Raw genomic sequence first — 21,351 nt, forward strand, 5'->3', positions numbered from 1 at the left:
GACCACGCCGCCCGGGGCCGGTCGGGCTACTCGCCCAGGAAGCGCTCCAGCGCCTCGACCACCAGCCGGTGGTCCTCCACCTGCGGCAGTCCGGAGACCGTCACCGCGCCGACGACCCCGACGCCGGCCACCGTGACCGGGAACGAGCCGCCGTGCGCCGCGTACGTGCCGGGGTCGAGCCGCGAGGCCTCCTCGAAGGTCGTGCCCTTGGCCCGGAAGCGGGAGCCGACCAGGTACGACGCCGAGCCGTACCGCTCCACCACGCGGCGCTTGCGGGCGATCCAGGCGTCGTTGTCCGGGGCGGAGCCCGGCAGTGCGGCGTGGAAGAGCTGCTGTCCGGCACGGTGGATGTCGATGGCGACCGGGGCCTCGCGCTCCCGGGCCAGCTCGACGAGCAGGGAGCCCAGCGCCCACGCGTCGTCGTTCGTGAACCGGCGGAAGACCAGGCGGCGTTCCTGCTCCTCCAGCTCCGCGACGGTGGGGGTGGCCGGTGCGGTGCTCACAGGGCCACCACCACTGCGTCGCGGGCGGACCGGCGGGCCGCCTCCAGCACGTCCAGGGCGGCGGCCGCCTCCCGTGCGTCCACCGGGTTCGGGCCGCCCTCGCGCAGGGCCCTCGCCACCGCCGCGTAGTACGCGGGGTAGTCGCCCGCGACGGTCGCCGTCACCTGTCCACCGCCGGTCAGCGGCGACTCCCCGGCGCCGACGCGGCCCCAGAGCGACTCGGCCTCCTCGCCCCAGCCGGGGCCCGGCCGCTTGCCCTCGCGCAGCGCCGCCTCCTGCGGGTCGAGGCCGTGCTTGACGTAGCCCGCCTTCGAGCCGAGCACCCGGAAGCGGGGGCCGAGCTGGGCGGCGGTGGAGGAGACGTAGAGGTGGGAGCGGACGCCGTTCGCGTGGGTGAGCGCGAGGAAGGTGTCGTCGTCCGCCTCCGCGCCCGCCCGCCGGACCACGGACTCGGCGTACACCTGCGTGACCGGGCCGAACAGGACCAGGGCCTGGTCGACGACGTGGCTGCCGAGGTCGTACAGGAGACCGCCGATCTCCGCCGGGTCGCCGGACTCGCGCCAGCCGCCCTTCGGCTTCGGCCGCCAGCGCTCGAAGCGGGACTCGAAGCGCCACACCTCGCCCAGCGCGTCCTCGGCGAGCAGGGCGCGCAGGGTGAGGAAGTCGTTGTCCCAGCGGCGGTTCTGGAAGACGGAGAGGAGCAGACCGCGTTCCTCGGCCAGCGTCGCCAGCGCGCGCGCCTCGGCGGCGGTGCCCGCGACCGGCTTGTCCACCACGACCGGCAGACCGGCCTCCAGGGCCCGGGTCGCGAGGGGTACGTGCGTCCTGTTCGGGGACGCGACGACGACCAGGTCCAGCTCGCCGGCCCGGTCGAACAGCTCGTCGGGGCTGGCCACGGTGCGCACGTCCGGGAACTCGGCGCGGGCCTGCTGCTGCCGCTCCGGGTTCGACGTGACGACCGTGTCCAGGGCCAGGCCCTCGGTGGCGGCGATCAGCGGGGCGTGGAAGACGGAGCCCGCGAGACCGTAGCCGACGAGGCCGACGCGCACAGGGGGAGTGCCGGGAGGGGTAGCAGTCATGCGTCTACTTTCGCAACGGTGTTGCCAAAGTGCAAGCGCCGGGGACAATGAGGGTGTGAACAGGAGTAACGCGAGTGCGGGCGACGGTGCCAACCTGCTCGCCCTGCGCAGCCACAACACCGCCCTGGTGCTCGACCTGCTGCGCGGCGCCGGTGCCGGAGGGATCAGCCGACTGGAGCTCGCCGAGCAGACCGGGCTCACCCCGCAGGCGGTCAGCAAGATCACCGCCCGGCTCCGGGGCGAGGGCCTGGCCGCCGAGGCCGGACGCCGCGCGTCCACCGGCGGCAAGCCGCGCACGGTGCTGCGCCTGGTGCCCGGGGCCGGCCACGCCGTCGGCGTCCACCTGGACCGCGACGAGCTGCGCGCGGTGCTGGTCGACCTCGACGGCACCGTGGTGGCGGAGCGGCGCGCTCCACTCGACCTGGGTGCGGGCGCGGAGACCGTGCTGGAGGGGGTGGTGCGGGCGGCGGAGGAACTCGTGGCGGAGGTACTGGGGCCGCCTGCCGCGGGACCCGGCTCGCCCGGCTCGCCCGGCGCGCCCGGCGCGGCGGGCCTGCGGACGGAGGCGACGGAGGCGACGGAGGCGTCGGAGGCGTCGGGCTCGTCGTCCCGAGGGGAGCGGGCCTCGGGGGAGCAGGCCTCGGGGAAACGAGGTCCGGAGGATCGGGCTTCGGGGAAGCAGGGCCCGGGGGAGCGGGAGCCGGGGAAGCGGGAGCCGGGGAAGCGGGAGTCGGAGGAGCAGGCCTCGCAAGGGCGGGTGTCCTTTGCCGGGGAGGGCGCGCCGCCGGGCGCCGCTCTCGACGGCGTGCCCACCCTCCTCGGTCTCGGCGTCGCCCTCCCCGGGCCGCTCGACCACGTCCGCGGGGTGCTGCACCGGGTCACCGGCTTCCCGGAGTGGGACGGCTACCCGCTGCGGGACGCGCTGGAGCGGCGGCTGGGCGTGCCGGTCGTCGTCGACAAGGACACCAACGCGGCGGCCCTCGGCCTCGCGGTCGGCGGCGCGGGACACGAGGCGGGGGGCGCCGGGGCCGGCTCCTTCGCGTATCTGCACCTCGGTACGGGACTCGGCGCCGGGCTCGTCTTCGGCGGCGGCGTGCACCGGGGCGCCCGGACCGGCGCCGGCGAGTTCGGGCACCAGGTCGTCCAGCTCGACGGGCCGCCCTGCACCTGCGGCGCCCGGGGCTGCATAGAGGCCCTGTGCCTCGCCGCCGTCGCCCGCGGGGACCTCGCGGAGGCGGCAAGGGTGCTCGGCACGGGCGCCGCGAACCTCGCCGGGCTGCTGGACATCGACCGGGTGCTGCTGGGCGGCCGCACCGTCACCGCCGCGCCCGAGGTCTTCGTCCACGGCGTCGGCGCGGTCCTCGACGCCCGCGCCCGGCGCGAGGGCGGTCACGACGGCGCCGTACCGGTGCGGCTCGCGCCGGGCGGGCCGCGCGGCGTCGCGGAGGGCGCGGCCCAACTGCTGCTCGCCCCCCTCTTCGGCCACGGCAACGGTTCCGCCCGAACGGCTCCCTGACCCCGCTACCTTCGCCCTGCCCTACGCGGCCGGACTCGTCACCGGCGCCCCGCACACCGAGAACGGGAAGCTCCTCGACTGCATGCTGAGCACCTCACCTCGTACATCGACGCCCGGAAGGAAGCCACCGGAAGCTGAGACGGCCGTTCCCACAAGATCCGGCACTGTTTAGGCTGGGGCGCACGCAGGACCGCCCAGGCAGGAGACCGAGCACATGGCAGACCGCAAGCCCATCGAGTCGTGGCTCACCGACATGGACGGGGTCCTCATCCACGAGGGGGTGCCGATCCCCGGCGCCGACGCCTTCATCAAGAGGCTCCGCGAATCCGGCAAGCCCTTCCTGGTCCTGACCAACAACTCGATCTACACCCCGCGCGACCTGCACGCCCGGCTGCGCCGCATGGGGCTGGAAGTGCCGATCGAGTCCATCTGGACCTCGGCGCTGGCCACCGCCCAGTTCCTGGAGGACCAGCGGCCCGGCGGCTCGGCGTACGTCATCGGCGAGGCGGGACTGACCACGGCCCTGCACGACATCGGCTACATCCTCACCGACCACGACCCCGACTACGTGGTCCTCGGCGAGACCCGCACCTACTCCTTCGAGGCCATGACGAAGGCGGTACGGCTGATCAACGCCGGCGCCCGCTTCATCTGCACCAACCCCGACGAGACCGGCCCCTCCACCGAGGGCCCGCTCCCGGCGACCGGCGCGGTGGCCGCCCTGATCACCAAGGCGACCGGCAAGCAGCCGTACTTCGCGGGCAAGCCCAACCCGCTGATGATGCGCACCGGGCTCAACGCGATCGGCGCCCACTCCGAGACCAGCGCGATGATCGGCGACCGCATGGACACCGACGTGCTGGCGGGCATGGAGGCCGGGATGCAGACCTTCCTCGTCCTCACCGGCCTCACCCGGCCCGAGCAGGTCGAGGACTTCCCGTACCGCCCCTCCCAGGTGGTCGACTCCATCGCGGACCTCGTGGAACGGGTCTGAAACGCGGACTTCCTCCGCATGACCCGATCGGAGTAGCCCCGGCCCCGCGCAGGATGCGGTGACGGGGTCCGCGGGGCAGCCTCCAGGTAACTGGAGGTACACGATGGGCTCACTGAAAGTAACCCTCTGTGCGGGTGCCGCGCTGGCCACCGCACTGTGCGCACCGGCGGCCTACACCTACGCGGCGGACGGCGGCGGCATCTCCGTGTCGCCGTCCTCGCCCGCCCCCGGCGCCGACGTCACGCTTCGCGTGCCCGACTGCACCGAGAAGACGGCCGTCGCCGTGTCCGCGGCCTTCGAGTCGGACGTACGGCTCAGCCTGGCCGCGCAGGACGGCGTCCTCGTCGGCTCCAGCCGGGTCCGTACCAGCGTGCGGGCCGGTGCGTACGCCGTGCAGGTCACGTGTGGCGAGCAGGCGCGCAAGGGCACCATCACCGTCCACGACGAGGGACGCCCGACCGCACCCGCCTCGCCCGTCGCCCCCGTCGACGCGGGCGGCGGCGGCACGGCGGAGCTGGCCGCGTCGGGGACCGGGGACGCGGCGCGCGTTGATCCCCCCGGTACGGCGCACACCGTGACCGGCCTGGTGCTCGCGGGCATCGCCGCCGTCGCCGTGGCACTGCGCAGCGTCCGCAGCCGGAGCCGCAGGACGGACTGACCATGTCGGAACAGGCCGAACGGGACGAGCGGGACACCGCACGGATGACGGGGCCGGAGACCGCGCCGACGACCGCCGCCCCCGGCGGGCGTCTGGTCACCGGCATCGCCTGGGTGGTGCTCCTCCTCGGGCTGTGGCTGTGGGGCCGCGAGGCCACCGACGTGCGCGAGGGCATATCGCGGCCGGCCACCGGGGACATGGCGGCGGCCGGCCGGCCTCCGGACGTCCCGCTGCCCCCGGCCCACGCGCCCCTCGACGACGCCCGGCCGCAGCGGCTCGACGTCCCCGGACTCGACATCGACGCCCCCGTCGTGGCCCGCGGTCTCGACGCCGAGGGCGCCATCGAACCACCGCCCTTCGACCAGCCCGGCACCGTCGGCTGGTACGCGGCCGGGGTCGCCCCCGGAGCCGCCGGGACCGCCCTGATGGTCGGCCACGTCGACACCGAGACCCGGCCCGCCGTGTTCTACCGGCTCAGCAGCATCGAACCCGGCCAGACGATCCGGGTGGCCCGCGACGACGCGGAGGCCGCCGAGTTCACCGTCGAGGACGTCCAGGTCCTCACCCGCGACGGCTTCGACGCCCAGCAGGCCTACGGGCCCCGCGACACGGGCCGCTCCGAGCTCCGACTCATCACCTGCGGCGGCACCTTCGACCAGGCCACCGACAGCTACACGGCCAACGTCGTCGTCTCCGCCTACCTGACCGGAACCGGCCCCGTCACCCGGTGAGCGCTCCCGTGTCGCGCGCCGCCCTCGCGAGGGCCCGGACCAGCGCCGTCTCGGTCCTCCAGCGATGACTCCCGGGTTATCGGACCATGTGCGGCGGCAGCTTCTCCGCGCCCCTCCCCTCCCCGCCCCGCATCCCGGTCGGCGACCACGAGGGCGGCGGCGAGAGCGCTCGGGGCCGACCCCTTCCGCCTCCTGCCGTCCGTCGGCCGACGACCCCGTGGGCGCACGAGGCGTATGTCAGGATTGAGCCTCGGAACAGTGCACCCAGGGGGGTTGGATGTACGGCAGCAGGCCGGCCGGAAGCATGTCCAGGAGGCGGGCTGCGTCGGCGGCGGTGCTCGGAGCGGCGGCCCTGCTGCTCGCGGGCTGCTCCTCGTCCGGTGACGGGGACGGCGAGGGCAAGGGCGCGGGCGCCGGGATCACGCAACAGCCCAAGGAGGCCGACCCGTTCTGGGTCAACCCCGACGGCACCGCGGCCCGGCAGGTGGCCTCGCTGACCGAGGCGGGCAAGAAGGACCAGGCCGAACAGATCCGCAAGATCGCCCAGCAGCCGACCGGCGAGTGGATCAGCCCGGAGAACCCCGAGGAGCAGGCCCGCGGCTTCACCGAGGCCGCCGACGAGGCCGGCCGCACCGCGCTGCTCGTCCTCTACAACATCCCGCACCGCGACTGCGGCCAGTACTCCGGGGGCGGCGCCGCGGACGGCGACGCCTACCGCTCCTTCGTCGACGGCGTCGCCAAGGGCGTCGGCGACCGCGCCGCGACCGTCGTCCTGGAACCGGACGCCGTGCTCCACCTCGTCGACGGCTGCACCCCGCAGGAGTTCCACGAGGAGCGCTACGACCTGCTCAAGGGCGCGATCGCCAGGCTCGGCGCGCTGAAGAACACCAAGGTGTACCTGGACGCGGGCAACGCCGGCTGGGGCCACCCCGACCAGATCTTCGACCCCCTGAAGCGGGCCGGCATCGACCAGGCCGACGGCTTCGCGGTCAACGTGTCGAACTTCTACACCACCGAGGACTCCATCGCCTACGGCAAGCAGCTCTCCGCCAAGGTGGGCGGCAAGCACTTCGTCGTCGACACCAGCCGCAACGGCAACGGCCCCTACACCGAGGGCGCCGAGGACGAACGCTGGTGCAACCCTCCGGGCCGGGCCCTCGGCGAAACCCCGACGACGAAGACGGCCGACCCCCTGGTGGACGCCTACCTGTGGGTCAAGCGCCCGGGAGAGTCGGACGGCGAATGCAAGGGCGGCCCGAAAGCGGGGGCGTGGTGGCCGGAGTACGCCGTGAAACTGGCGCAAGGATAAGGAACCCAGGGGCGCGGGGCTGTGACATGTGCGGCCACCGTCGCGTGCGCGCGATCAACCACGACGCTCCCGCACCCCTGGCCGTACCCTGCGGGAGCGCTACGGCACCCGCACCCACTCCGCCTTACTCGGCGTCCCCTCCCCGTCCGTCGCGAACATCATGTACCACCCCGACTGCACCAGGTTCTCGTTCCTCGGCACCGTCACCGTCAGCTTGTCCCCCTCCGCCCTGAAGTCCAGCGCGACGGACCGCTGATCCACGTCCGTGACATGCGTGGACGCGCTCGGCCGGATCAGCCGCACCTTCTTGACGGTGGACGCCGCACGCGAGGTGAACGTCCCCGACCCACCGCGCTCGATGGTCTGCGGCCCCCCGGAAAGGTCCGGCCGCGAGTCGCGGTACAGGTACGGCGGCGTGTAGATCTCGATCCGCTGCTCGAACTTGCCCGGCTTGGTGTTCGCCTTGTCGGCGTAGAGCGAGTCCGAGCCGAAGAACATCAGGCGCCCGTCGGGCAGCAGGATCGAACCGGAGTGGTAGTTGCGGCCCACCAGCGGATCGGCGACCCGCTCGAACGAGTTGGTGTCCGGGTGGTAGAGCCGTGCCTGGAGGATGTTGGAGTCGCTGCGTCCCCGGTAGTCCTCCGAGCCGCCGGAGACCAGCACGCTGTCGTCGGGCAGGACCGAGGCCTGCGGATAGCGCGTGCCCTTCTCCAGTGACGGCCCGTCCACGAACGTCGGGTCGTCCGCCTTGAGGTCGACGATCCGGGTCTTCTCGCTGGACAGCTTGGACTCGCCGACCCCGCCGCCGCCGATCACCATGAACTTCTCGTCCTGCGCCGGCGGCAGCAGCACCGTGTTCGCCGTCTCCAGCTTGTTCGCGTCGCTCATGCCGGGGACCTCGGTGAACTTGTTGGTCTCCACGTCCCAGATGCCCGGGGTGCGGCCCACGTCGTCGGGGCCGTAGCCGGCGTTCGCGCCCGAGTAGAAGATCTTGCCGTTCTGCATCAGGAACAGCGCCGGGTACGTCGGGAACTGGCGGACCTTGTCGGTGTAGGTCCACTCCTTGGTCTTCGGGTCGTAGATCTCGTTCTTGCCCGGGACCAGCTGGCCGATGTCGTCGAGACCGGAGACGCTGAGGATCTTGCCGTCGCTCAGGGTGGTGAGCGTCGGGTACCAGCGGGCCTCGTGCATCGGGTCGACCTTGATGTACTTCTCGGCGACCGGGTCGAACTCGAAGGCGTCGCGGATGCCCTGGAAGTCCTTCTTGTCGAGGGCGAGCTTCTGCGCGATGCCGTACGTGTTGCGGGCGTCGGCACCCGACAGGCCCTGGACGCGGTAGTTGTCCTCGGTGCCCGTCTCGTACTCGCTGCCGCTCTTCTGCGCCTCGACGTAGATCCGGCCGAGGCCCGGGTCGTTGCGCAGGAACTTCCCGGTCTCCTTGTCGAAGACCTTCTCGGCGCGGGGCACCAGGACCGGGTCCTTGGAGACGAAGGTCTTGCCGTTCTCCCTGCCGGTGAACCTGGTGCCCGCCGGGAGGGTGATCGGCTCGTCCGGGTTCTCGTTGTGGACGACCATCAGGCCGCCGGCCTTGGTGACGTCGCCCTTGAGCTTCTCGTACCGCTTGGTGCCGCCCGCGATCAGCAGATTGCCGTTGGCGAGCTGGGTGTGCCCGGTGCAGAACAGGTCGGTGGGTGTCGGCACCTTCTTGATGGTCCCCTTGACGGGGTCCCAGATCCGGGTGTCGTACTGCTTGTCGTCGGAGTTGTCCTGGTTGTTGCCGGACCCGGCGACCATCAGCACCTTGCCGGTGCGCAGCAGGGCCGCGTGAATGGTGTTCTGCCGGTACTTCTCGGGAAACTCGATGATCTCCCACTTGCCGTTGGCGGCCTTGTACTCCGGCTGGTCGATCTTGTACTGGTGGTATTTCTCGGTGCTGAAGCGGTAGAGCCACGGCCCGTTCATCCCGGCCAGCGCGACTACCACCGCCGTACCTATCGCGAAGCGACGGGCCCGGCGGCGGCCGGCACGGTCTTTCATTCCTTACGTCCCCCAAGTCCACCAAGGGCGATCTGCATGGTCTGGTCGTCGCCCCCGTCGGCGGAGGCGGCCCAGTTGGGCGTCTGCTGCGGCGCGTGCTGTCCGTACGGCGGTCCGTAGGGCGCCTGCCGTTGTCCGTACGGTGCGTCGGCCGGTCCGGGCGCGGGCTGCTGCGAGGGGACCCGCGGTGCGGGCTCCGCCGCCGCGACCGGCGGTTGCTTCTTCGCCTTCCTCAGCTCGTGGCGCCAGGCGAACATCGGCGACGCGGTGATCAGCAGCGCGAACGTCGCCCAGATGATCATCGCGGGGTGCGAGTGGCCGAGGACGAGGCCGGCGGCGATGGAACCGGCGAAGATCACGATGAAGTACCAGTGGTACCGGAAGGTGCCGAACAGCGTGTCCGGGCTGGCCGAGTCGCCCTTCGGGGTCACCACGAACTTGCTCTTGCGGCGCAGCACGGAGTCGACGAGCGCCTTCGCGTACAGCGGCGCCGACAGCGCGGACATGATCATGCCGGCCACGCCGCCGGAGCCCTCCGGCTCGTGCGGGGAGACGTTGTGGCGGCGGTTCCAGACGTACAGGCCGATCTGGAGCGCGGAGGCGTTGCCGTAGAGCATCAGCCAGACCGCCGGGTCGATGTTGACGCCGGACGCGCCCAGGCCCAGGAACAGGCAGCAGCTCAGCGCCGCCAGGATCCAGTTCAGGGCCGACATCGGATAGAAGATGATCATCATCGTGTAGTTGAAGAGCTTGCTCGGCGGGAGCGAGTACCAGCCCTTCCAGTACTGTTTGAGGATCGTCTCGTACGTCCCTCGCGACCAGCGCATCTGCTGGGTGAAGAAGTCCGTCCAGGCGTTCGGGCCCTCGCCCACCGCGAGCACGTCGGGGGTGTAGACCGAGCGCCACTTGCGGCCCGTGGCCGGGTTCTTGTGGCGGTGCATCTCGAACCCGGTCGCCATGTCCTCGGTGATCGAGTCGTACAGGCCGCCGATCTGCTTGAGCGCCCTGATGCGCACCGCGTTGGAGGTGCCCACGAACATCGGCCCGCCGTAGCGGTTGCCGGCGCGCTGGATCAGCGCGTGGAAGAGGAACTGCTGCGACTCGGCGGCCTTGGTGATCGGGTTGTCGTAGTTGCCGTAGACCTGCGGGCCGATGACGAAGCCGACGTCCGGGTCGCGGAAGAAGCCGAGCATCCGCTCCAGGTAGTTGGGCAGGGGCACGTGGTCGGTGTCGACGGAGGCGAAGAAGTCGTAGTCGTCGCCGTGCGCCTCCAGCCAGGCGTTGTAGTTGCCGTGCTTGGTCTTGGCACGGTGCGGGCCCTTCTTCCGGTTCCACTTGGCGACGCCCTTGCGGGAGAAGTGGTGCACGCCCAGGCGCGCGCAGACCTCCTTCACCTCCGGGTCGTCGCCCTCGTCGAGGAGCCAGACGTGCATCAGACCGCGGTGGCGGATCTTCACCGCCGCCTCCAGGGTCTTCGTCACCATCTCCAGCGGCTCCTTGCCGGGCACGAAGGAGGTGAGGAAGGCGACCCGGGTGCCGGTCTCGGGCACCACCGGCACCGGGTCGCGGGCGACCAGGGTGGCGTGCGCGTTCGACAGCACGTTCAGGCAGCGGAACAGCTCGATCAGGCCGATCGCGACCAGCATCACGATGTCGAGCGCGGGCAGCCAGGAGAAGGCCGGGTAGTCGCGCTCCGTCCAGTGCTCGGGCTGGAGCAGCCACACCAGCAGCACCACCGACAGCAGCGGTGCGGCGGCCAGCATCAGGGCGACCCGGATGCGGTGCGGCTCCTGCGATATCAGCGAGCGGTACTGCACCCGGTACGGCTTGTTCGGGTCGGGCTGGGTGAGGGGGCCCGCGAGGCGACTGTAGTGCTCGTAGTCGTACTTCGGCAGCGTCTTCTTTATTCGCCGGAACGAACCTGTGTTCCAGTTCCGGTGCCCGGGCACCCGGAGTCGGGTGGTCTGGGACGGGTCGGGATCCTGCCCGGCGCCCGTCGGCGTCGACGTCATGTGTCATCCCCCCACACGCGGGTCAGTGCGTGTTTCGTCGCTTCCTTCGCCTGCTCGGGTCCCCCTCGACCGTCACGGACGTGTCAGTGGTGGGTCATGGTCACCACGGCATGCACACCATATAGACATGGGAATGGCGACCCCCGGTTGCATGATGCCCCCCTCGGCATCCCCTCCGCACCCGGCCCCCGACCGGACCAAGGTTCTACGGCGTTCCTCATGATCGCAAGACGTTCCGGAGCCGAATGCACCGAAGGCCCCTCGTGTGATACGAGAGGCCTTCGACCGTCTGTGCGCCGCCAGGGACTCGAACCCCGGACCCGCTGATTAAGAGTCAGCTGCTCTAACCAACTGAGCTAGCGGCGCCTGCTGACCTGCACAACTCTACCCGATGCCGACCGGTGCTCCGGACCACCGCCGGCCGTTCCCGGCGCACGGCGATATCGGCCGGGTACATCATTCGGACCGTCAACATGCGAGTGGTGTGGACAGTTGAGAAACTGACCGACATGTACCGAAGTGGGCCGCCGCGGACATATCCACCGGGAGTGTGAGGGGAATCGCATGGAGACTCCCGTATTCGAGGAAATCGATCCCGCGATCGATTGTGAATGTCCCGGCTGCCGTCACTGGCGGCGCGTTCTGCCGCATTCCCCGGCAGGCCGCGCGCTCGCCCACCCGGCCGCCTACCGCACGCTGGTCGTGGCCACCGCCACCGCCGCCGCTTCCGCGACCGCCGTGTCCGTCCTCGGCGCGGGCCCGGCGGCGGCGCTCCCGGCGGCCGCCCACGCACCCCACCTGCCGGGTGTTCCGCCGGATTCCGCTTTTGCGGATCCGGCGGATCCGGCGGGCGACGAGCCCGGCACCCCTCAGGGGCCCAGGTCCCCGCTGTACGGCGCGACCGGCCGGCCCGCGGCGCCCCCGGCCGGCGCGGAACCGGCCGGCATCACCCGTACGGAGATCATCGACCGGGCCAGGACCTGGGTGGCCGCGAAGGTCCCCTACAGCCTGACCGCGTACTGGTCCGACGGTTACCGGCAGGACTGCTCGGGCTTCGTGTCGATGGCCTGGAAGCTGCCCGGCAACGAGTGGACCGGCAGCCTCGGCACCGTCGCCGACCGCATCACCAAGGAGGAACTGCAGCCCGGCGACATCCTGCTGTTCCACAACGCGTCCGACCCGGAGAAGGGGTCCCACGTGGTGATCTTCGGCGGCTGGACGGACGGGACGCGCACCGCCTACACGGCGTACGAGCAGACCCCGCCGCACACCCGCAAGCTGGACACGCCGTACGCCTACTGGAGCAACTCCGCCAAGTACCTGCCGTACCGCTACAAGGGGGTCACGGAGGGCAAGGCGGGCCAGGCGGGTGCGGCGGGCGGCGGGGACGCGCCGCCCGCGGCCGAGGGGCCCGCCTCGCACGGGGTGGCGGGCTACCCCGGGCGGGGCATGTTCCGGCCGGGCGCCGACAACGTGTACGTCACCCGGCTCGGCAGGCAGTTGGTGAAGAAGGGATTCGGCGCCCACTACACCAGGGGGCCGGGTCCGCGCTGGGGCGAGGCGGACCGGCTGGGCGTCCAGGCCTTCCAACGTGCGCAGGGCTGGCGCGGCGGGGCGGCGGACGGCCTCCCGGGTCCGGAGACATGGCGGCGGCTCTTCTCGTGACCGTCGCCCGCAGGTGATCACCCGTTCATGACGCGTCTGGCGCGGAGGCTGGAGCACGCATGAGTACGAACACGACATCCTCGACCGACTCCTCGACCCCACCGGCCGGCTCCCCGACCGCCCCACCGGCCGGCTCCCCGGCCGGCCCCTCGACCGGCTCGTCGGCGCAGTCCTGCACGGGGTCGCGTGCCGTGGCACCCGAGGCCGGGACCCGGCCCGCCCGGCTCATTCACAACGAGGCCACCACGGAGATCCCCGTCCACCTGCTGTTCCGCGACGACCCCGCCCCGGCGCCGGTGCCGCTGCGGCCCGCGGTCGTCGCGCGGCGGCAGGGCGCGGGGGAGCGGCCCGGAGAGCGGCCCGCGACCCGGCGCCCCGTCAACGCCCGCCCCCGCCCGGTGCCGTCGGTCGACCCGGAGCTGAGGGAACGTCCGGCCCGGGTGCTGCCCGGCGCGGCGGGCGTGGCCGCGGGGCTGTGCGGGGTGGCCGGGTGCGCGGCGACCTCCTGGTGGGCCGGTCTCGTACCTCCGCTCGCGGCGCAGGCGCTGGGGCTGCCGGCGTACGCGGGTGCCGGGCTCGGGCCCGCACAGTGGGCGGCGTACGCGACCGCCGGTGTGCTCGGGCTGTTCGGATTCGGCGGGCTGGCCCGGGGGCGCACCGGGCGCGCCTGGGTGCTCGGGCTGTTCGGCCGCTACCGGGGGACGGTGCGGCGCACCGGCCTGATGTGGGTGAACCCGCTGCTGCTGCGCCGCCGGGTGGACGTGCGGCTGCGGCACTGGCGCAGCGAGCCGATGCCCGCGGCCGACGGGAACGGGGTCGCGCTGCGGGCGGTGACGCTGGTGGTGTGGCGGGTGCGGGACACCGTGAAGGCCACGCTGGGCGTCGAGGACCACGAGACGTATCTGCGCGAGTGCGTCGAGGCGGCGCTGGCCCGGGTTCCGGTGGAGCCGCTCGGCACGGTCCGCAGCTCGGCGGACGTGGCCGGGGACACGCTGACCCGGCTGGTGGCGGCGGACGCGGCGCCGGTCGGCCTGGAGGTGTTCTCGGTGCGGCCGGTCCGGGTGGAGTACGCGCCCGAGGTCGCCGCCGCGATGCACCGGCGCCGGATCGCGGCGCTGGACGCGGCGCAGCGGGCGAGCGTGTTGACCTCGGTCGTGGACTCGGTGGAGGACACGGTGACCAGGCTGACCATGCGCGGTCTGGTCGAACTGGACGACTACGAGCGCAAGGTGCTGGTGAAGGACCTGACCGTGGCGTTCTGTGCGGGACGGGGGGATGCCGGGGCGTGACCCGGCGCGCTGCCCGGCGTGGGCGGGCAGCACGTCCCGTCTTTGGTATGGACATGTTCAACTAACGGCAATAATCTGAACTTGGTCTAGACCTGCACGGCTCACTGAACTTCCCCTGAACTTCCCCACACGTCACAGGGAGCAGCAGTATGCGCACAAGGACCAAGTTGTACGCGGCCGCGCTGGGCATGGCGACCACCGGAGCCCTCGTGCTCTCGTCCGGCGGCGCCAGCGGTCACGGCTACACCGACCTGCCCGTCAGCCGGCAGAAGGTGTGCCAGAACGGCACCGTCAGTGGGTGCGGCGCCATCCAGTGGGAGCCGCAGAGCGTCGAGGGTCCCAAGGGATTCCCGGCCTCCGGACCGGCCGACGGAAAGATCTGTTCCGCGGGTCACGGGCCGTTCGCCGCACTCGACAGTCCCAAGCAGCCGAACGGCCAGGCGTGGCCGACCACCCGGGTGAACGGCGGGCAGAGCTACACCTTCCGCTGGCAGTTCACCGCCCGGCACGCCACGACCGACTTCAAGTACTACGTCACCAAGCCGGGCTGGAACCAGAACCACAACCTCGCCCGGTCCGACCTCAACCTCACGCCGTTCTTCACGGTGCCCTACGGCGGCAAGCAGCCCCCGGCCACGCTCTCCCACACCGGCACCCTGCCGTCCGGGCTGAGCGGGCACCACGTGATCCTCGCGGTGTGGACGGTGGCCGACACCGGCAACGCGTTCTACGCGTGCTCGGACGTCACCTTCTGAACGGGTTCCGAACAGGCGAAGGCCCCTCGCTCGGCGAGGGGCCCTTCCTTCTGTGCGCCGCCAGGGACTCGAACCCCGGACCCGCTGATTAAGAGTCAGCTGCTCTAACCAACTGAGCTAGCGGCGCATGACTCCCGCCGTCCGCTTTCGCGGCCGGCGACGAAGAAAATACTACCCGGTGCCGGGCAGTGCTCGTGACCAGCCCCAGGGGTGTCGTTGGGATCAGGCCGGCTAGATCCCAACGGCGCCCCCTAGATCGCCAGGGACAGCAGTATCGGCGCCGCGCTCCGGTTCAGCTCGTCCGCGGCCTGGCGCAGCCGGTGCGCGTGCTCGACCGGGAGCGACAGGGCCAGACAGCCCACGGCGGAACCGGCGGTGATCGGGACGGCTGCGCAGACCGTGCCCACCGCGTACTCCTGGAGGTCGAGGACCGGCACGGTGGCGGGCTGGGACTCCAGACGGGACAGCAGCAGCTTGTCGCTGGTGATGGTGCGCGAGGTCAGACGGGCCATCCGGTGCCGGGACAGGTGGTCGCGGCGGCCCGCGTGGTCCAGCTGGGTCAGCAGGGACTTGCCCACCGCGGTGGCGTGCGCCGAGACCCGGAAGTCCACCCACTCGTTGACCTTGGGCGTGGCCGGGCTGTCGGCGTACTGGGTGACGCTGACCTCGCCGTCGACGTACCGGCTGATGTAGACGGCGGCGCCCACCGAGTCGCGCAGCCGGTCCAGGGTGCGCTGGAGTTTGTCGCGCAGGGCCTGCTCCCGGCCGTGGGCGGAGCCCAGCCGGGCCAGTGCCTCCCCGGTGACGTACGTGCCGTCGGCGGTCTGCTCGACGTAGCCCTCGCGGCGCAGCATGCGCAGGAGCGGGGTCAGTCGCTCCCGGTCGAGGCCGCTGAGGCGGGCGATCTCGGTGTCGGTGACACCGGAGGCGTGCCGCGTCACCGTCTCCAGGACGCGCAGGGCGTCCTGGGCCGAGTGGTGCGGCGCGGTCGGCTTGTGCTTCGGCGTGTGCTGTAGCGCCACGGTGGTCTCCCCCTGCGCTAGCTCGTCGGCCCCTGTCCCTGCCTGTGCCCCCGGTGCGGACAGCGGATGGCGTCCACGATAGCCGCCAAGGTGCCCGATGTGAGGGGGTGTTGGCCCAATCTCAGGGCCCCCAACTGCGACACTGGCCCGCTGGCATATGACAGAGGACTGCCCCAGCGCCCCGACCTCGGACGTTGGGGCAGTCGCGCCTTGTGGTCACAGGACCGCGCTGAGGAACTCCCGCGTACGGTCGTGCTCCGGCTCGCTGAAGATCTTCTCCGGCGCGCCGGCCTCGATGACCCGGCCCGAGTCGAACATCAGGACCTGGTCCGAGATGTCCCGGGCGAAGTTCATCTCGTGGGTCACACAGAGCATCGTGATGTCCGTGGTGCGGGCGATGTCCCGCAGCAGGTCCAGGACGCCCGCGACCAGCTCCGGGTCGAGCGCCGAGGTGACCTCGTCGAGCAGCAGCACCTTCGGCCGCATCGCCAGCGCCCGGGCGATCGCCACCCGCTGCTGCTGACCGCCGGAGAGCTGGGCCGGCCGGGCGTCGCACTTGTCGGCCAGGCCCACCATGTCGAGCAGGCCCTTGGCCCGCTCCACGGCCTCGTCCTTGGACATCCCGAGCACCGTGACCGGCGCCTCCGTGATGTTGCGCAGGACGCTCATGTTCGGGAACAGGTTGAACTGCTGGAACACCATCCCGATCTGCTTGCGGACCTCGCGCCGCTCCTTCTCCGTCGCCGGGAAGAGCTTCTGCCCGTCCACGGTGATCGTGCCCTCGTCGGGCTTGAGGAGCGTCATCAGCAGCCGCAGGATCGTCGTCTTGCCCGACCCGGACGGGCCGATCAGGGTGACGTGCTTGCCGGCGTCGACGGAGAAGTCCAGGTGGTCGAGGACGGTGTTGTCCCCGAACCGCTTGGTGACCTGCTCCAGGCGTATCAGCTCGCCGGAGCTGCGCTCGGGGCTTTTCTCGGGGTTGGGAAGAGTGTCAGTGGGCAAGGCGTCGCTCCAGGGCTCGCAGGGCAAGGGAGGCCAGGTAGGAGATGACGATGAAGGCCACGCCGATCACCGTCAGGGGCTCGGTGAACTGGAAGTTCTGCTGCGAGAACAGCCGCGCCTCGCCGAGCATCTCCAGCACCGTGATCGCCATCAGCAGCGGCGTGTCCTTCAGCATGGAGATCACGTAGTTGCCGAGGGCGGGAGTCACCCGGCGGATCGCCTGCGGCAGGACGACCGCCGTCCAGGTCCGCCGCAGCGGCAGGTTCAGCGCCGTCGCGGCCTCCCACTGGCCGACCGGCACTCCCTCGATGCCGGCCCGGTAGACCTGCATCGTGTACGTCGAGTAGTGCAGCCCGATGGCGACCACACCGGTGGTGAGCGCCGAGAAGGTGATGTTCCACTCGGGCAGCACGTAGAAGAGGAAGAACAGCTGCACCAGCAGCGGGGTGTTCCGCACGAACTCGGTGACCACACCGACCGGCCAGGTCACCCAGCGGCTCGGCACCCGCATCAGCAGCGCCCACACCAGGCCGAGGCCGAAGGAGACCAGCGAGCCGAGCACCAGGATCTGCAGGGTGACCAGCAGGCCGTCCCAGAAGTGCGGCATGAAGTCGGAGACCGCGCTCCAGTCCCACTTCATCAGACAGCACCTCCCACGTTGGTCGCCTCAGGGCGCTTCAGTTCCACCTCGGGCTCGGGCGTCGGCGCCTTGCCGACACCCGCCTTCAGCTTCTTCTCCAGGCCGCGCATCACCCGCGTGAGCAGGAACGCGATCACGAAGTAGATCAGCAGGATGTACGTGTAGATCTCCGCGCTCTCCTGCAGCGCCAGGCGGACCAGGTTGCCGCTGAAGGCCAGGTCGCCCATGCCCATGATCGACACCAGGGCGGTGCCCTTGAGCAGCTCGATCAGGAGGTTGGAGAAGGGCGGGATCATCTCCGGCACCGCCTGCGGCAGCAGGATCAGCTTCATCCGCTGCCAGGGCGTGAAGCTGAGGGCGATGCCGCCCTCCTTCTGCGCCGGGTCGACCGCGCCGAGCGCGCCGCGCACGATCTCGGAGCCGTACGCCCCGTAGGTCAGGCCGAGCGCCAGCGTGCCCGCCCACATCGGCACCAGCTGCCAGCCGAAGGCCGGGGGCAGCACGAAGAAGACCCAGAAGATCATCACCAGCGCCGAGGTGCCGCGGAACACCTCGGTGTAGAAGCCCGCGAGGAAGCGGACGATCCACAGCCGGTGGGTGCGCGCGATACCGATCACGAAGGAGACGCCCGCCGCCAGCAGCGAGCTGAAGAAGAGCAGCTGGACGGTGACCCAGACGCCCTGGAGTACGAGTTCCCACAGTCCCGAGGTCATCCGCCGCAGAGCTCCTTCGCGGTCAGATCGGTCATCTCGTTCTGGGTGAAACCGAAGGGCTTGAGTATGCGCAGCAGTTCGCCGCTCTTCTTGAGCTTCTGCAGCTCGACGTTGAAGGCGTCCCGCAGGTTGGTCTCGTCCGGTCGGAAGGCGAAACCGCCGCCGTCGACGTGCGGCTTGCCGTCGATGATGGGTGAGAAGGGCTCGGTGGCCTCCGCCTTGCTGGACTTCTTGACCACTTCGCGGACGGTCAGTGCCGTACCGGCGAAGACGTCCACGCGCCCGGACTCGACGGCGTTGAGTCCGGCCACCTGGTCGGGGACGATCAGGATGTCGTCCTCCTTGTACCCGTGCTCCACCGCGTAGGCGATCTCGGCGTAGCCGGTGCCGGTCGCGAACTTGGCCTTCTTCTTGACGACGTCCTCGTAGTTGTGGAGCCCGAGCGGGTTGCCCTTGCGCACGATGTACGCGTCGAGCATCTGGTAGTCGGGGTCGGAGAAGATGACCTGCTGGCACCGGTCGGGGTTGATGTACATCCCGGCCGCCACGACGTCGAACTGCTGCGAGGCCAGACCCGGGATGAGGGAGCCGAACTCCGTCGGCACCGGCTGCACCCGGTCCACTCCGAGCCGCTTGAAGATGACCTTCGCCAGCTCCGGCGCCTCACCGGTCAGCTCGCCGTTCTTGTCGATGTACCCGAAGGGGATCTCGCCCGCGATGCCGAGCCGGGCGACACCCTGTGCCCTGAGCCGACCGAGCAGGTCACCTCCCTTGACGTCGGACGCCGTGGCCACCCGCGAGCAGCCGGCCGCCCCCAGCGCGCCGAGCGCCGCGACCCCCGCGAGCAGCGACCGGCGAGTGGGCCCGGCTGTCCTGGACCTTTGGTCGGATATACCCCATGGAGGGGTTCTGTGTGGTGGAGCCATGGGCGCGCAGCTACCCGAAGGTGGGCAGGTTATGCCGATCTTTTTCAGTCCGATACATCGGCCCGGCGCCCTTGACCGCGGGGCTCCGGGGCACTGCCATGGAGGGCATGGCTGATCGCTACATCGAAGTCTCGCTGGTCAAGCGCGGAATCACCTGCACGGCCCAACTGCTCGACGACCGGGCCCCGATCACCTGCGCGGCCGTCTGGGACGCGCTCCCCCTCGGCGGCGACGTGTATCACGCCAAATACGCCCGCAACGAGATCTACGCCCTCTTCCCGCCCTTCGCGACATCCGAACCACCGCTGGAGAATCCGACGGTAACTCCCATTCCGGGCGATCTGTGCTATTTCGCCTTCGCGGGTGCCGAGTTGGGCACGAAGGCGTACGGCTACGACCGCGAGGTCCGCCCGGGCACCACCCTCGTCGACCTCGCCCTCTTCTACGAGCGCAACAACCTCCTCCTCAACGGCGACGTCGGCTGGGTCCCCGGCACCGTCTGGGGCCGCATCACCGAGGGCCTGGACGCCATGGCCGAGGCCTGCAACGACCTGTGGCGCACCGGAGCGGCGGGGGAGACGCTCAGCTTCCGCCGGGCATAGCCGACGAAACGGAGAACCCTTCACCGCCGTACAGCGACTCGTACTCGATCTCGATGACGAGCCGCCGGTCGATCAGGCTCCAGAACTCCCGGAGCCGGTCGGAGCCGGTGCTCCCGGACCGGTCCAGGAGCACCAGGAAGGTCTCCTGACCGGCGAGCACGACGGAGCCGGCCCTCAGGGAGTAGGTCTTCGGCCACAGCTCGGGGGCGAAGACCGTCCCCTTGACCTCCCGGTTCCACTCCCCGGCCGCCGTGCCGTCCAGGCGTACCACGGTGCGCGTCACGACGGCCGGGCCCAGCCCGGCGTTGACGAGTCTCAGCCCGACCATGTCGTCCTGGCGTATGCGCCGGATCTGCAGCAGGGGTCTGACCGACTGCCGGTTGTGCAGCCGGGTCGCCCTGGTCTGGGCCCAGCTGACCCACAGCGATCCGAGCGCGATGACGGTGGCGGCCACGGCGACGACCGTCTCCGCGTTCAACCGGCGCTCCGCGTATTCATGAGGTGGCCTCCCCTCCGTACAGCGCATGCGCGGCCCGCAGTACGAGGTCGTCCCGATGCCGCGCCGCGACGACCTGGAGGCCGACGGGCAACGCGTCGCTGTCGGTCCCCACCGGCACGGTCGCCGCAGGCTGCTGCGTCAGGTTGAACGGATAGGTGAACGGCGTCCACGCCGTCCACCGCCGGTACCCGGAACCCTTCGGCACCTCCACCCCCGCCTCGAACGCCGTGATCGGCAGCGTCGGTGTCACCAGCAGGTCGTACTCCTGATGGAAGACCCCCATCCGCCGCCCCAGCTCCATCCGCACGTCCACCGCCGCCAGATAGTCCAGCGCCGAGTACCGCGCCCCCGCCCCCACGATCTCCCGCAGCCCCGGATCGAGCAGCTCCCGCTGCCCCGCCCGCAGATGCTGCACCACCCGCGCCGCCCCGCTGAACCACAGGGTGTGGAAGGCGTCCACCGGGTCGGCGAAGTCCGGGTCGGCCTCCGTCACGTACGCGCCCAGTTCCGCCAGCCGTTCCACCGCCCGCCGCACCGCCCCGGCCACCGCGGGACGCACCGCCACCTGCCCGCCCAGCGAGGGCGAGTACGCCACCCGCAGCCCCCGCACCCCGCCCGACAGTGCCTCGGTGTACGAGCCCGGCGCCGGGCCCAGCGCCGACCAGTCCCGGGCGTCCGGGGTGCCGATGACGTCCAGCATCAGCGCCGCGTCCGCCGCGTCCCGCGCCATCGGACCGACGTGCGCGAGCGTGCCGAACGCACTCGCGGGGTACAGCGGCACCCGGCCGTACGTCGGTTTCAGGCCGAAGATGCCGCAGAACGACGCCGGGATGCGCACGCTGCCGCCGCCGTCCGTGCCCAGCGCCAGTGGCCCCGCCCCGAGCGCCACGGCCGCCGCCGCGCCCCCGCTGGAACCGCCCGCCGTACGGGACGGGTCGTGCGGGTTGCGCGTCACGCCGGACAGGGGCGAGTCGGTCACGCCCTTCCAGCCGTACTCCGGCGTCGTGGTCTTGCCGACGAACACCGCACCGTGCTCGCGCAGCCGGGCCACGGACGGCGCGTCCTCGTCCCAGGGGCCGTCCGGCGAGACGGCCCGCGAGCCGCGCAGGGTCGGCTGACCGCGCGTCAGCAGGATGTCCTTCACCGTGACCGGCACTCCGTCGAGCCGCCCGCACGGCTCCCCGCGACGCCACCGCTCCTCGGCCCGCCGGGCCTGGTCCAGCGCCTCCTCGCCGGTCAGCCGGACGAAGGCGTTCACTTCCGGCTGGATCCGCTCGGCCCGCTCCAGGACCGCCCGGGTCGCCTCCACAGGGCTGAAAGCACCCTTGCCGTAGCCGTCGACGAGCTGTACGGCGGTCAGCTCGGTGAGGTCGGTCATGCAGCACCCTCCCGCAGGTCT

Annotated in this window: 20 protein-coding genes and 2 tRNA genes; 9 read left to right on the top strand and 13 right to left on the bottom strand. The window is 71.3% G+C overall.

Going from position 1 to position 21,351, the window contains the following annotated elements:
- Positions 1-26 precede the first annotated feature (26 nt).
- On the bottom strand, positions 27-503 hold the full coding sequence (locus AB0P07_RS13965) for a heme-degrading domain-containing protein (RefSeq protein ID WP_365549638.1): 477 nt from the start codon (positions 501-503) through the stop codon (positions 27-29).
- Positions 500-1,582: a Gfo/Idh/MocA family oxidoreductase gene (locus AB0P07_RS13970; RefSeq protein WP_365549641.1), complete on the bottom strand. Its 1,083-nt coding sequence runs from the start codon at positions 1,580-1,582 to the stop codon at positions 500-502. The genes AB0P07_RS13965 and AB0P07_RS13970 overlap by 4 nt, the downstream gene beginning before the upstream one ends.
- A gap of 55 nt (positions 1,583-1,637) precedes the next feature.
- Between AB0P07_RS13970 and AB0P07_RS13975 the strand changes: the two genes are divergently transcribed.
- The 5 genes from AB0P07_RS13975 to AB0P07_RS13995 all read left to right on the top strand — a co-directional run bounded on the left by AB0P07_RS13975 (position 1,638) and on the right by AB0P07_RS13995 (position 6,790).
- Positions 1,638-3,098: an ROK family transcriptional regulator gene (locus tag AB0P07_RS13975; protein ID WP_365549643.1), complete on the top strand. Its 1,461-nt coding sequence runs from the start codon at positions 1,638-1,640 to the stop codon at positions 3,096-3,098.
- A gap of 214 nt (positions 3,099-3,312) precedes the next feature.
- Positions 3,313-4,092, top strand: coding sequence for an HAD-IIA family hydrolase (locus tag AB0P07_RS13980; RefSeq protein WP_127895636.1), 780 nt, complete (start codon positions 3,313-3,315; stop codon positions 4,090-4,092).
- A gap of 103 nt (positions 4,093-4,195) precedes the next feature.
- The gene (locus tag AB0P07_RS13985; protein WP_365549645.1) at positions 4,196-4,750 is read left to right on the top strand and encodes a hypothetical protein; all 555 of its coding nucleotides are present in this window, start codon (positions 4,196-4,198) and stop codon (positions 4,748-4,750) included.
- Between the two features lie 44 nt (positions 4,751-4,794).
- Positions 4,795-5,481: a class F sortase gene (locus tag AB0P07_RS13990; RefSeq protein WP_365550322.1), complete on the top strand. Its 687-nt coding sequence runs from the start codon at positions 4,795-4,797 to the stop codon at positions 5,479-5,481.
- A 277-nt stretch (positions 5,482-5,758) separates the two neighbouring features.
- A complete protein-coding gene (locus tag AB0P07_RS13995) occupies positions 5,759-6,790 on the top strand; it encodes a glycoside hydrolase family 6 protein (protein ID WP_365549648.1) in 1,032 nt (343 codons plus the stop codon).
- 99 nt (positions 6,791-6,889) lie between these two features.
- Here the strand turns inward: AB0P07_RS13995 and AB0P07_RS14000 are convergent, their stop codons facing one another.
- The 3 genes from AB0P07_RS14000 to AB0P07_RS14010 form a co-directional block, all read right to left on the bottom strand.
- The gene (locus AB0P07_RS14000; RefSeq protein ID WP_365549650.1) at positions 6,890-8,827 is read right to left on the bottom strand and encodes a kelch motif-containing protein; all 1,938 of its coding nucleotides are present in this window, start codon (positions 8,825-8,827) and stop codon (positions 6,890-6,892) included.
- Positions 8,824-10,839, bottom strand: a complete 2,016-nt coding sequence (locus AB0P07_RS14005) for a glycosyltransferase family 2 protein (protein ID WP_365549653.1) — start codon at positions 10,837-10,839, stop codon at positions 8,824-8,826. The genes AB0P07_RS14000 and AB0P07_RS14005 overlap by 4 nt, the downstream gene beginning before the upstream one ends.
- Positions 10,840-11,131: 292 nt before the next feature.
- Positions 11,132-11,205, bottom strand: a tRNA-Lys gene (locus AB0P07_RS14010).
- Between the two features lie 198 nt (positions 11,206-11,403).
- On the opposite strand from AB0P07_RS14010, the gene AB0P07_RS14015 reads away from it, so the two are divergent.
- The 3 genes from AB0P07_RS14015 to AB0P07_RS14025 all read left to right on the top strand — a co-directional run bounded on the left by AB0P07_RS14015 (position 11,404) and on the right by AB0P07_RS14025 (position 14,548).
- Positions 11,404-12,504, top strand: coding sequence for a peptidoglycan-binding protein (locus AB0P07_RS14015; RefSeq protein WP_365549656.1), 1,101 nt, complete (start codon positions 11,404-11,406; stop codon positions 12,502-12,504).
- 59 nt (positions 12,505-12,563) lie between these two features.
- On the top strand, positions 12,564-13,793 hold the full coding sequence (locus AB0P07_RS14020) for an SPFH domain-containing protein (RefSeq protein WP_365549658.1): 1,230 nt from the start codon (positions 12,564-12,566) through the stop codon (positions 13,791-13,793).
- A 149-nt stretch (positions 13,794-13,942) separates the two neighbouring features.
- Entirely contained in the window at positions 13,943-14,548 is a 606-nt protein-coding gene (locus AB0P07_RS14025; protein WP_365549661.1) for a lytic polysaccharide monooxygenase, read from the top strand.
- A 53-nt stretch (positions 14,549-14,601) separates the two neighbouring features.
- On the opposite strand, the gene AB0P07_RS14030 is transcribed toward AB0P07_RS14025, so the two are convergent.
- From AB0P07_RS14030 to ehuB, 6 genes are all read right to left on the bottom strand, one after another.
- Positions 14,602-14,675: transfer RNA gene (locus AB0P07_RS14030), tRNA-Lys, on the bottom strand.
- Positions 14,676-14,799: 124 nt separating this feature from the next.
- Complete coding sequence (locus tag AB0P07_RS14035) at positions 14,800-15,570, bottom strand: IclR family transcriptional regulator C-terminal domain-containing protein (protein ID WP_365549664.1); 771 nt, start codon at positions 15,568-15,570, stop codon at positions 14,800-14,802.
- 216 nt (positions 15,571-15,786) lie between these two features.
- The gene (gene ehuA / locus AB0P07_RS14040; RefSeq protein ID WP_007449894.1) at positions 15,787-16,572 is read right to left on the bottom strand and encodes an ectoine/hydroxyectoine ABC transporter ATP-binding protein EhuA; all 786 of its coding nucleotides are present in this window, start codon (positions 16,570-16,572) and stop codon (positions 15,787-15,789) included.
- Complete coding sequence (gene ehuD / locus AB0P07_RS14045) at positions 16,562-17,212, bottom strand: ectoine/hydroxyectoine ABC transporter permease subunit EhuD (RefSeq protein ID WP_365549667.1); 651 nt, start codon at positions 17,210-17,212, stop codon at positions 16,562-16,564. Before ehuD ends, ehuA begins: the two co-directional genes overlap by 11 nt.
- Positions 17,212-17,925 (bottom strand): ectoine/hydroxyectoine ABC transporter permease subunit EhuC, encoded by a 714-nt coding sequence (gene ehuC, locus AB0P07_RS14050; RefSeq protein ID WP_365549670.1) that lies wholly within the window; start codon positions 17,923-17,925, stop codon positions 17,212-17,214. Before ehuC ends, ehuD begins: the two co-directional genes overlap by 1 nt.
- The gene (ehuB, locus tag AB0P07_RS14055; protein WP_365549673.1) at positions 17,922-18,851 is read right to left on the bottom strand and encodes an ectoine/hydroxyectoine ABC transporter substrate-binding protein EhuB; all 930 of its coding nucleotides are present in this window, start codon (positions 18,849-18,851) and stop codon (positions 17,922-17,924) included. Before ehuB ends, ehuC begins: the two co-directional genes overlap by 4 nt.
- A gap of 107 nt (positions 18,852-18,958) precedes the next feature.
- On the opposite strand from ehuB, the gene AB0P07_RS14060 reads away from it, so the two are divergent.
- A complete protein-coding gene (locus AB0P07_RS14060; protein ID WP_164410898.1) occupies positions 18,959-19,453 on the top strand; it encodes a DUF3830 family protein in 495 nt (164 codons plus the stop codon).
- Here AB0P07_RS14060 and AB0P07_RS14065 read toward each other — a convergent pair.
- Entirely contained in the window at positions 19,434-19,931 is a 498-nt protein-coding gene (locus AB0P07_RS14065; protein ID WP_365549676.1) for a hypothetical protein, read from the bottom strand. The genes AB0P07_RS14060 and AB0P07_RS14065 overlap by 20 nt on opposite strands.
- A gap of 16 nt (positions 19,932-19,947) precedes the next feature.
- Positions 19,948-21,330 (bottom strand): amidase, encoded by a 1,383-nt coding sequence (locus AB0P07_RS14070; protein WP_365549679.1) that lies wholly within the window; start codon positions 21,328-21,330, stop codon positions 19,948-19,950.
- Positions 21,331-21,351 lie beyond the last annotated feature (21 nt).

It is taken from the genome of Streptomyces sp. NPDC085944, from assembly GCF_040686295.1.
Lineage (GTDB): Bacteria > Actinomycetota > Actinomycetes > Streptomycetales > Streptomycetaceae > Streptomyces > Streptomyces salinarius.

Coding starts and splice junctions, on each gene's coding strand:
- AB0P07_RS13970 (WP_365549641.1), bottom strand. CDS start 1,582: ATGACTGCTACCCCTCCCGGCACTCCCCCTGTGCGCGTCGGCCTCGTC.
- AB0P07_RS13980 (WP_127895636.1), top strand. CDS start 3,313: ATGGCAGACCGCAAGCCCATCGAGTCGTGGCTCACCGACATGGACGGG.
- AB0P07_RS13985 (WP_365549645.1), top strand. CDS start 4,196: ATGGGCTCACTGAAAGTAACCCTCTGTGCGGGTGCCGCGCTGGCCACC.
- AB0P07_RS13990 (WP_365550322.1), top strand. CDS start 4,795: ATGACGGGGCCGGAGACCGCGCCGACGACCGCCGCCCCCGGCGGGCGT.
- AB0P07_RS13995 (WP_365549648.1), top strand. CDS start 5,759: ATGTACGGCAGCAGGCCGGCCGGAAGCATGTCCAGGAGGCGGGCTGCG.
- AB0P07_RS14000 (WP_365549650.1), bottom strand. CDS start 8,827: ATGAAAGACCGTGCCGGCCGCCGCCGGGCCCGTCGCTTCGCGATAGGT.
- AB0P07_RS14005 (WP_365549653.1), bottom strand. CDS start 10,839: ATGACGTCGACGCCGACGGGCGCCGGGCAGGATCCCGACCCGTCCCAG.
- AB0P07_RS14015 (WP_365549656.1), top strand. CDS start 11,404: ATGGAGACTCCCGTATTCGAGGAAATCGATCCCGCGATCGATTGTGAA.
- AB0P07_RS14020 (WP_365549658.1), top strand. CDS start 12,564: ATGAGTACGAACACGACATCCTCGACCGACTCCTCGACCCCACCGGCC.
- AB0P07_RS14025 (WP_365549661.1), top strand. CDS start 13,943: ATGCGCACAAGGACCAAGTTGTACGCGGCCGCGCTGGGCATGGCGACC.
- ehuD (WP_365549667.1), bottom strand. CDS start 17,212: ATGAAGTGGGACTGGAGCGCGGTCTCCGACTTCATGCCGCACTTCTGG.
- ehuC (WP_365549670.1), bottom strand. CDS start 17,925: ATGACCTCGGGACTGTGGGAACTCGTACTCCAGGGCGTCTGGGTCACC.
- ehuB (WP_365549673.1), bottom strand. CDS start 18,851: ATGGCTCCACCACACAGAACCCCTCCATGGGGTATATCCGACCAAAGG.
- AB0P07_RS14060 (WP_164410898.1), top strand. CDS start 18,959: ATGGCTGATCGCTACATCGAAGTCTCGCTGGTCAAGCGCGGAATCACC.
- AB0P07_RS14070 (WP_365549679.1), bottom strand. CDS start 21,330: ATGACCGACCTCACCGAGCTGACCGCCGTACAGCTCGTCGACGGCTAC.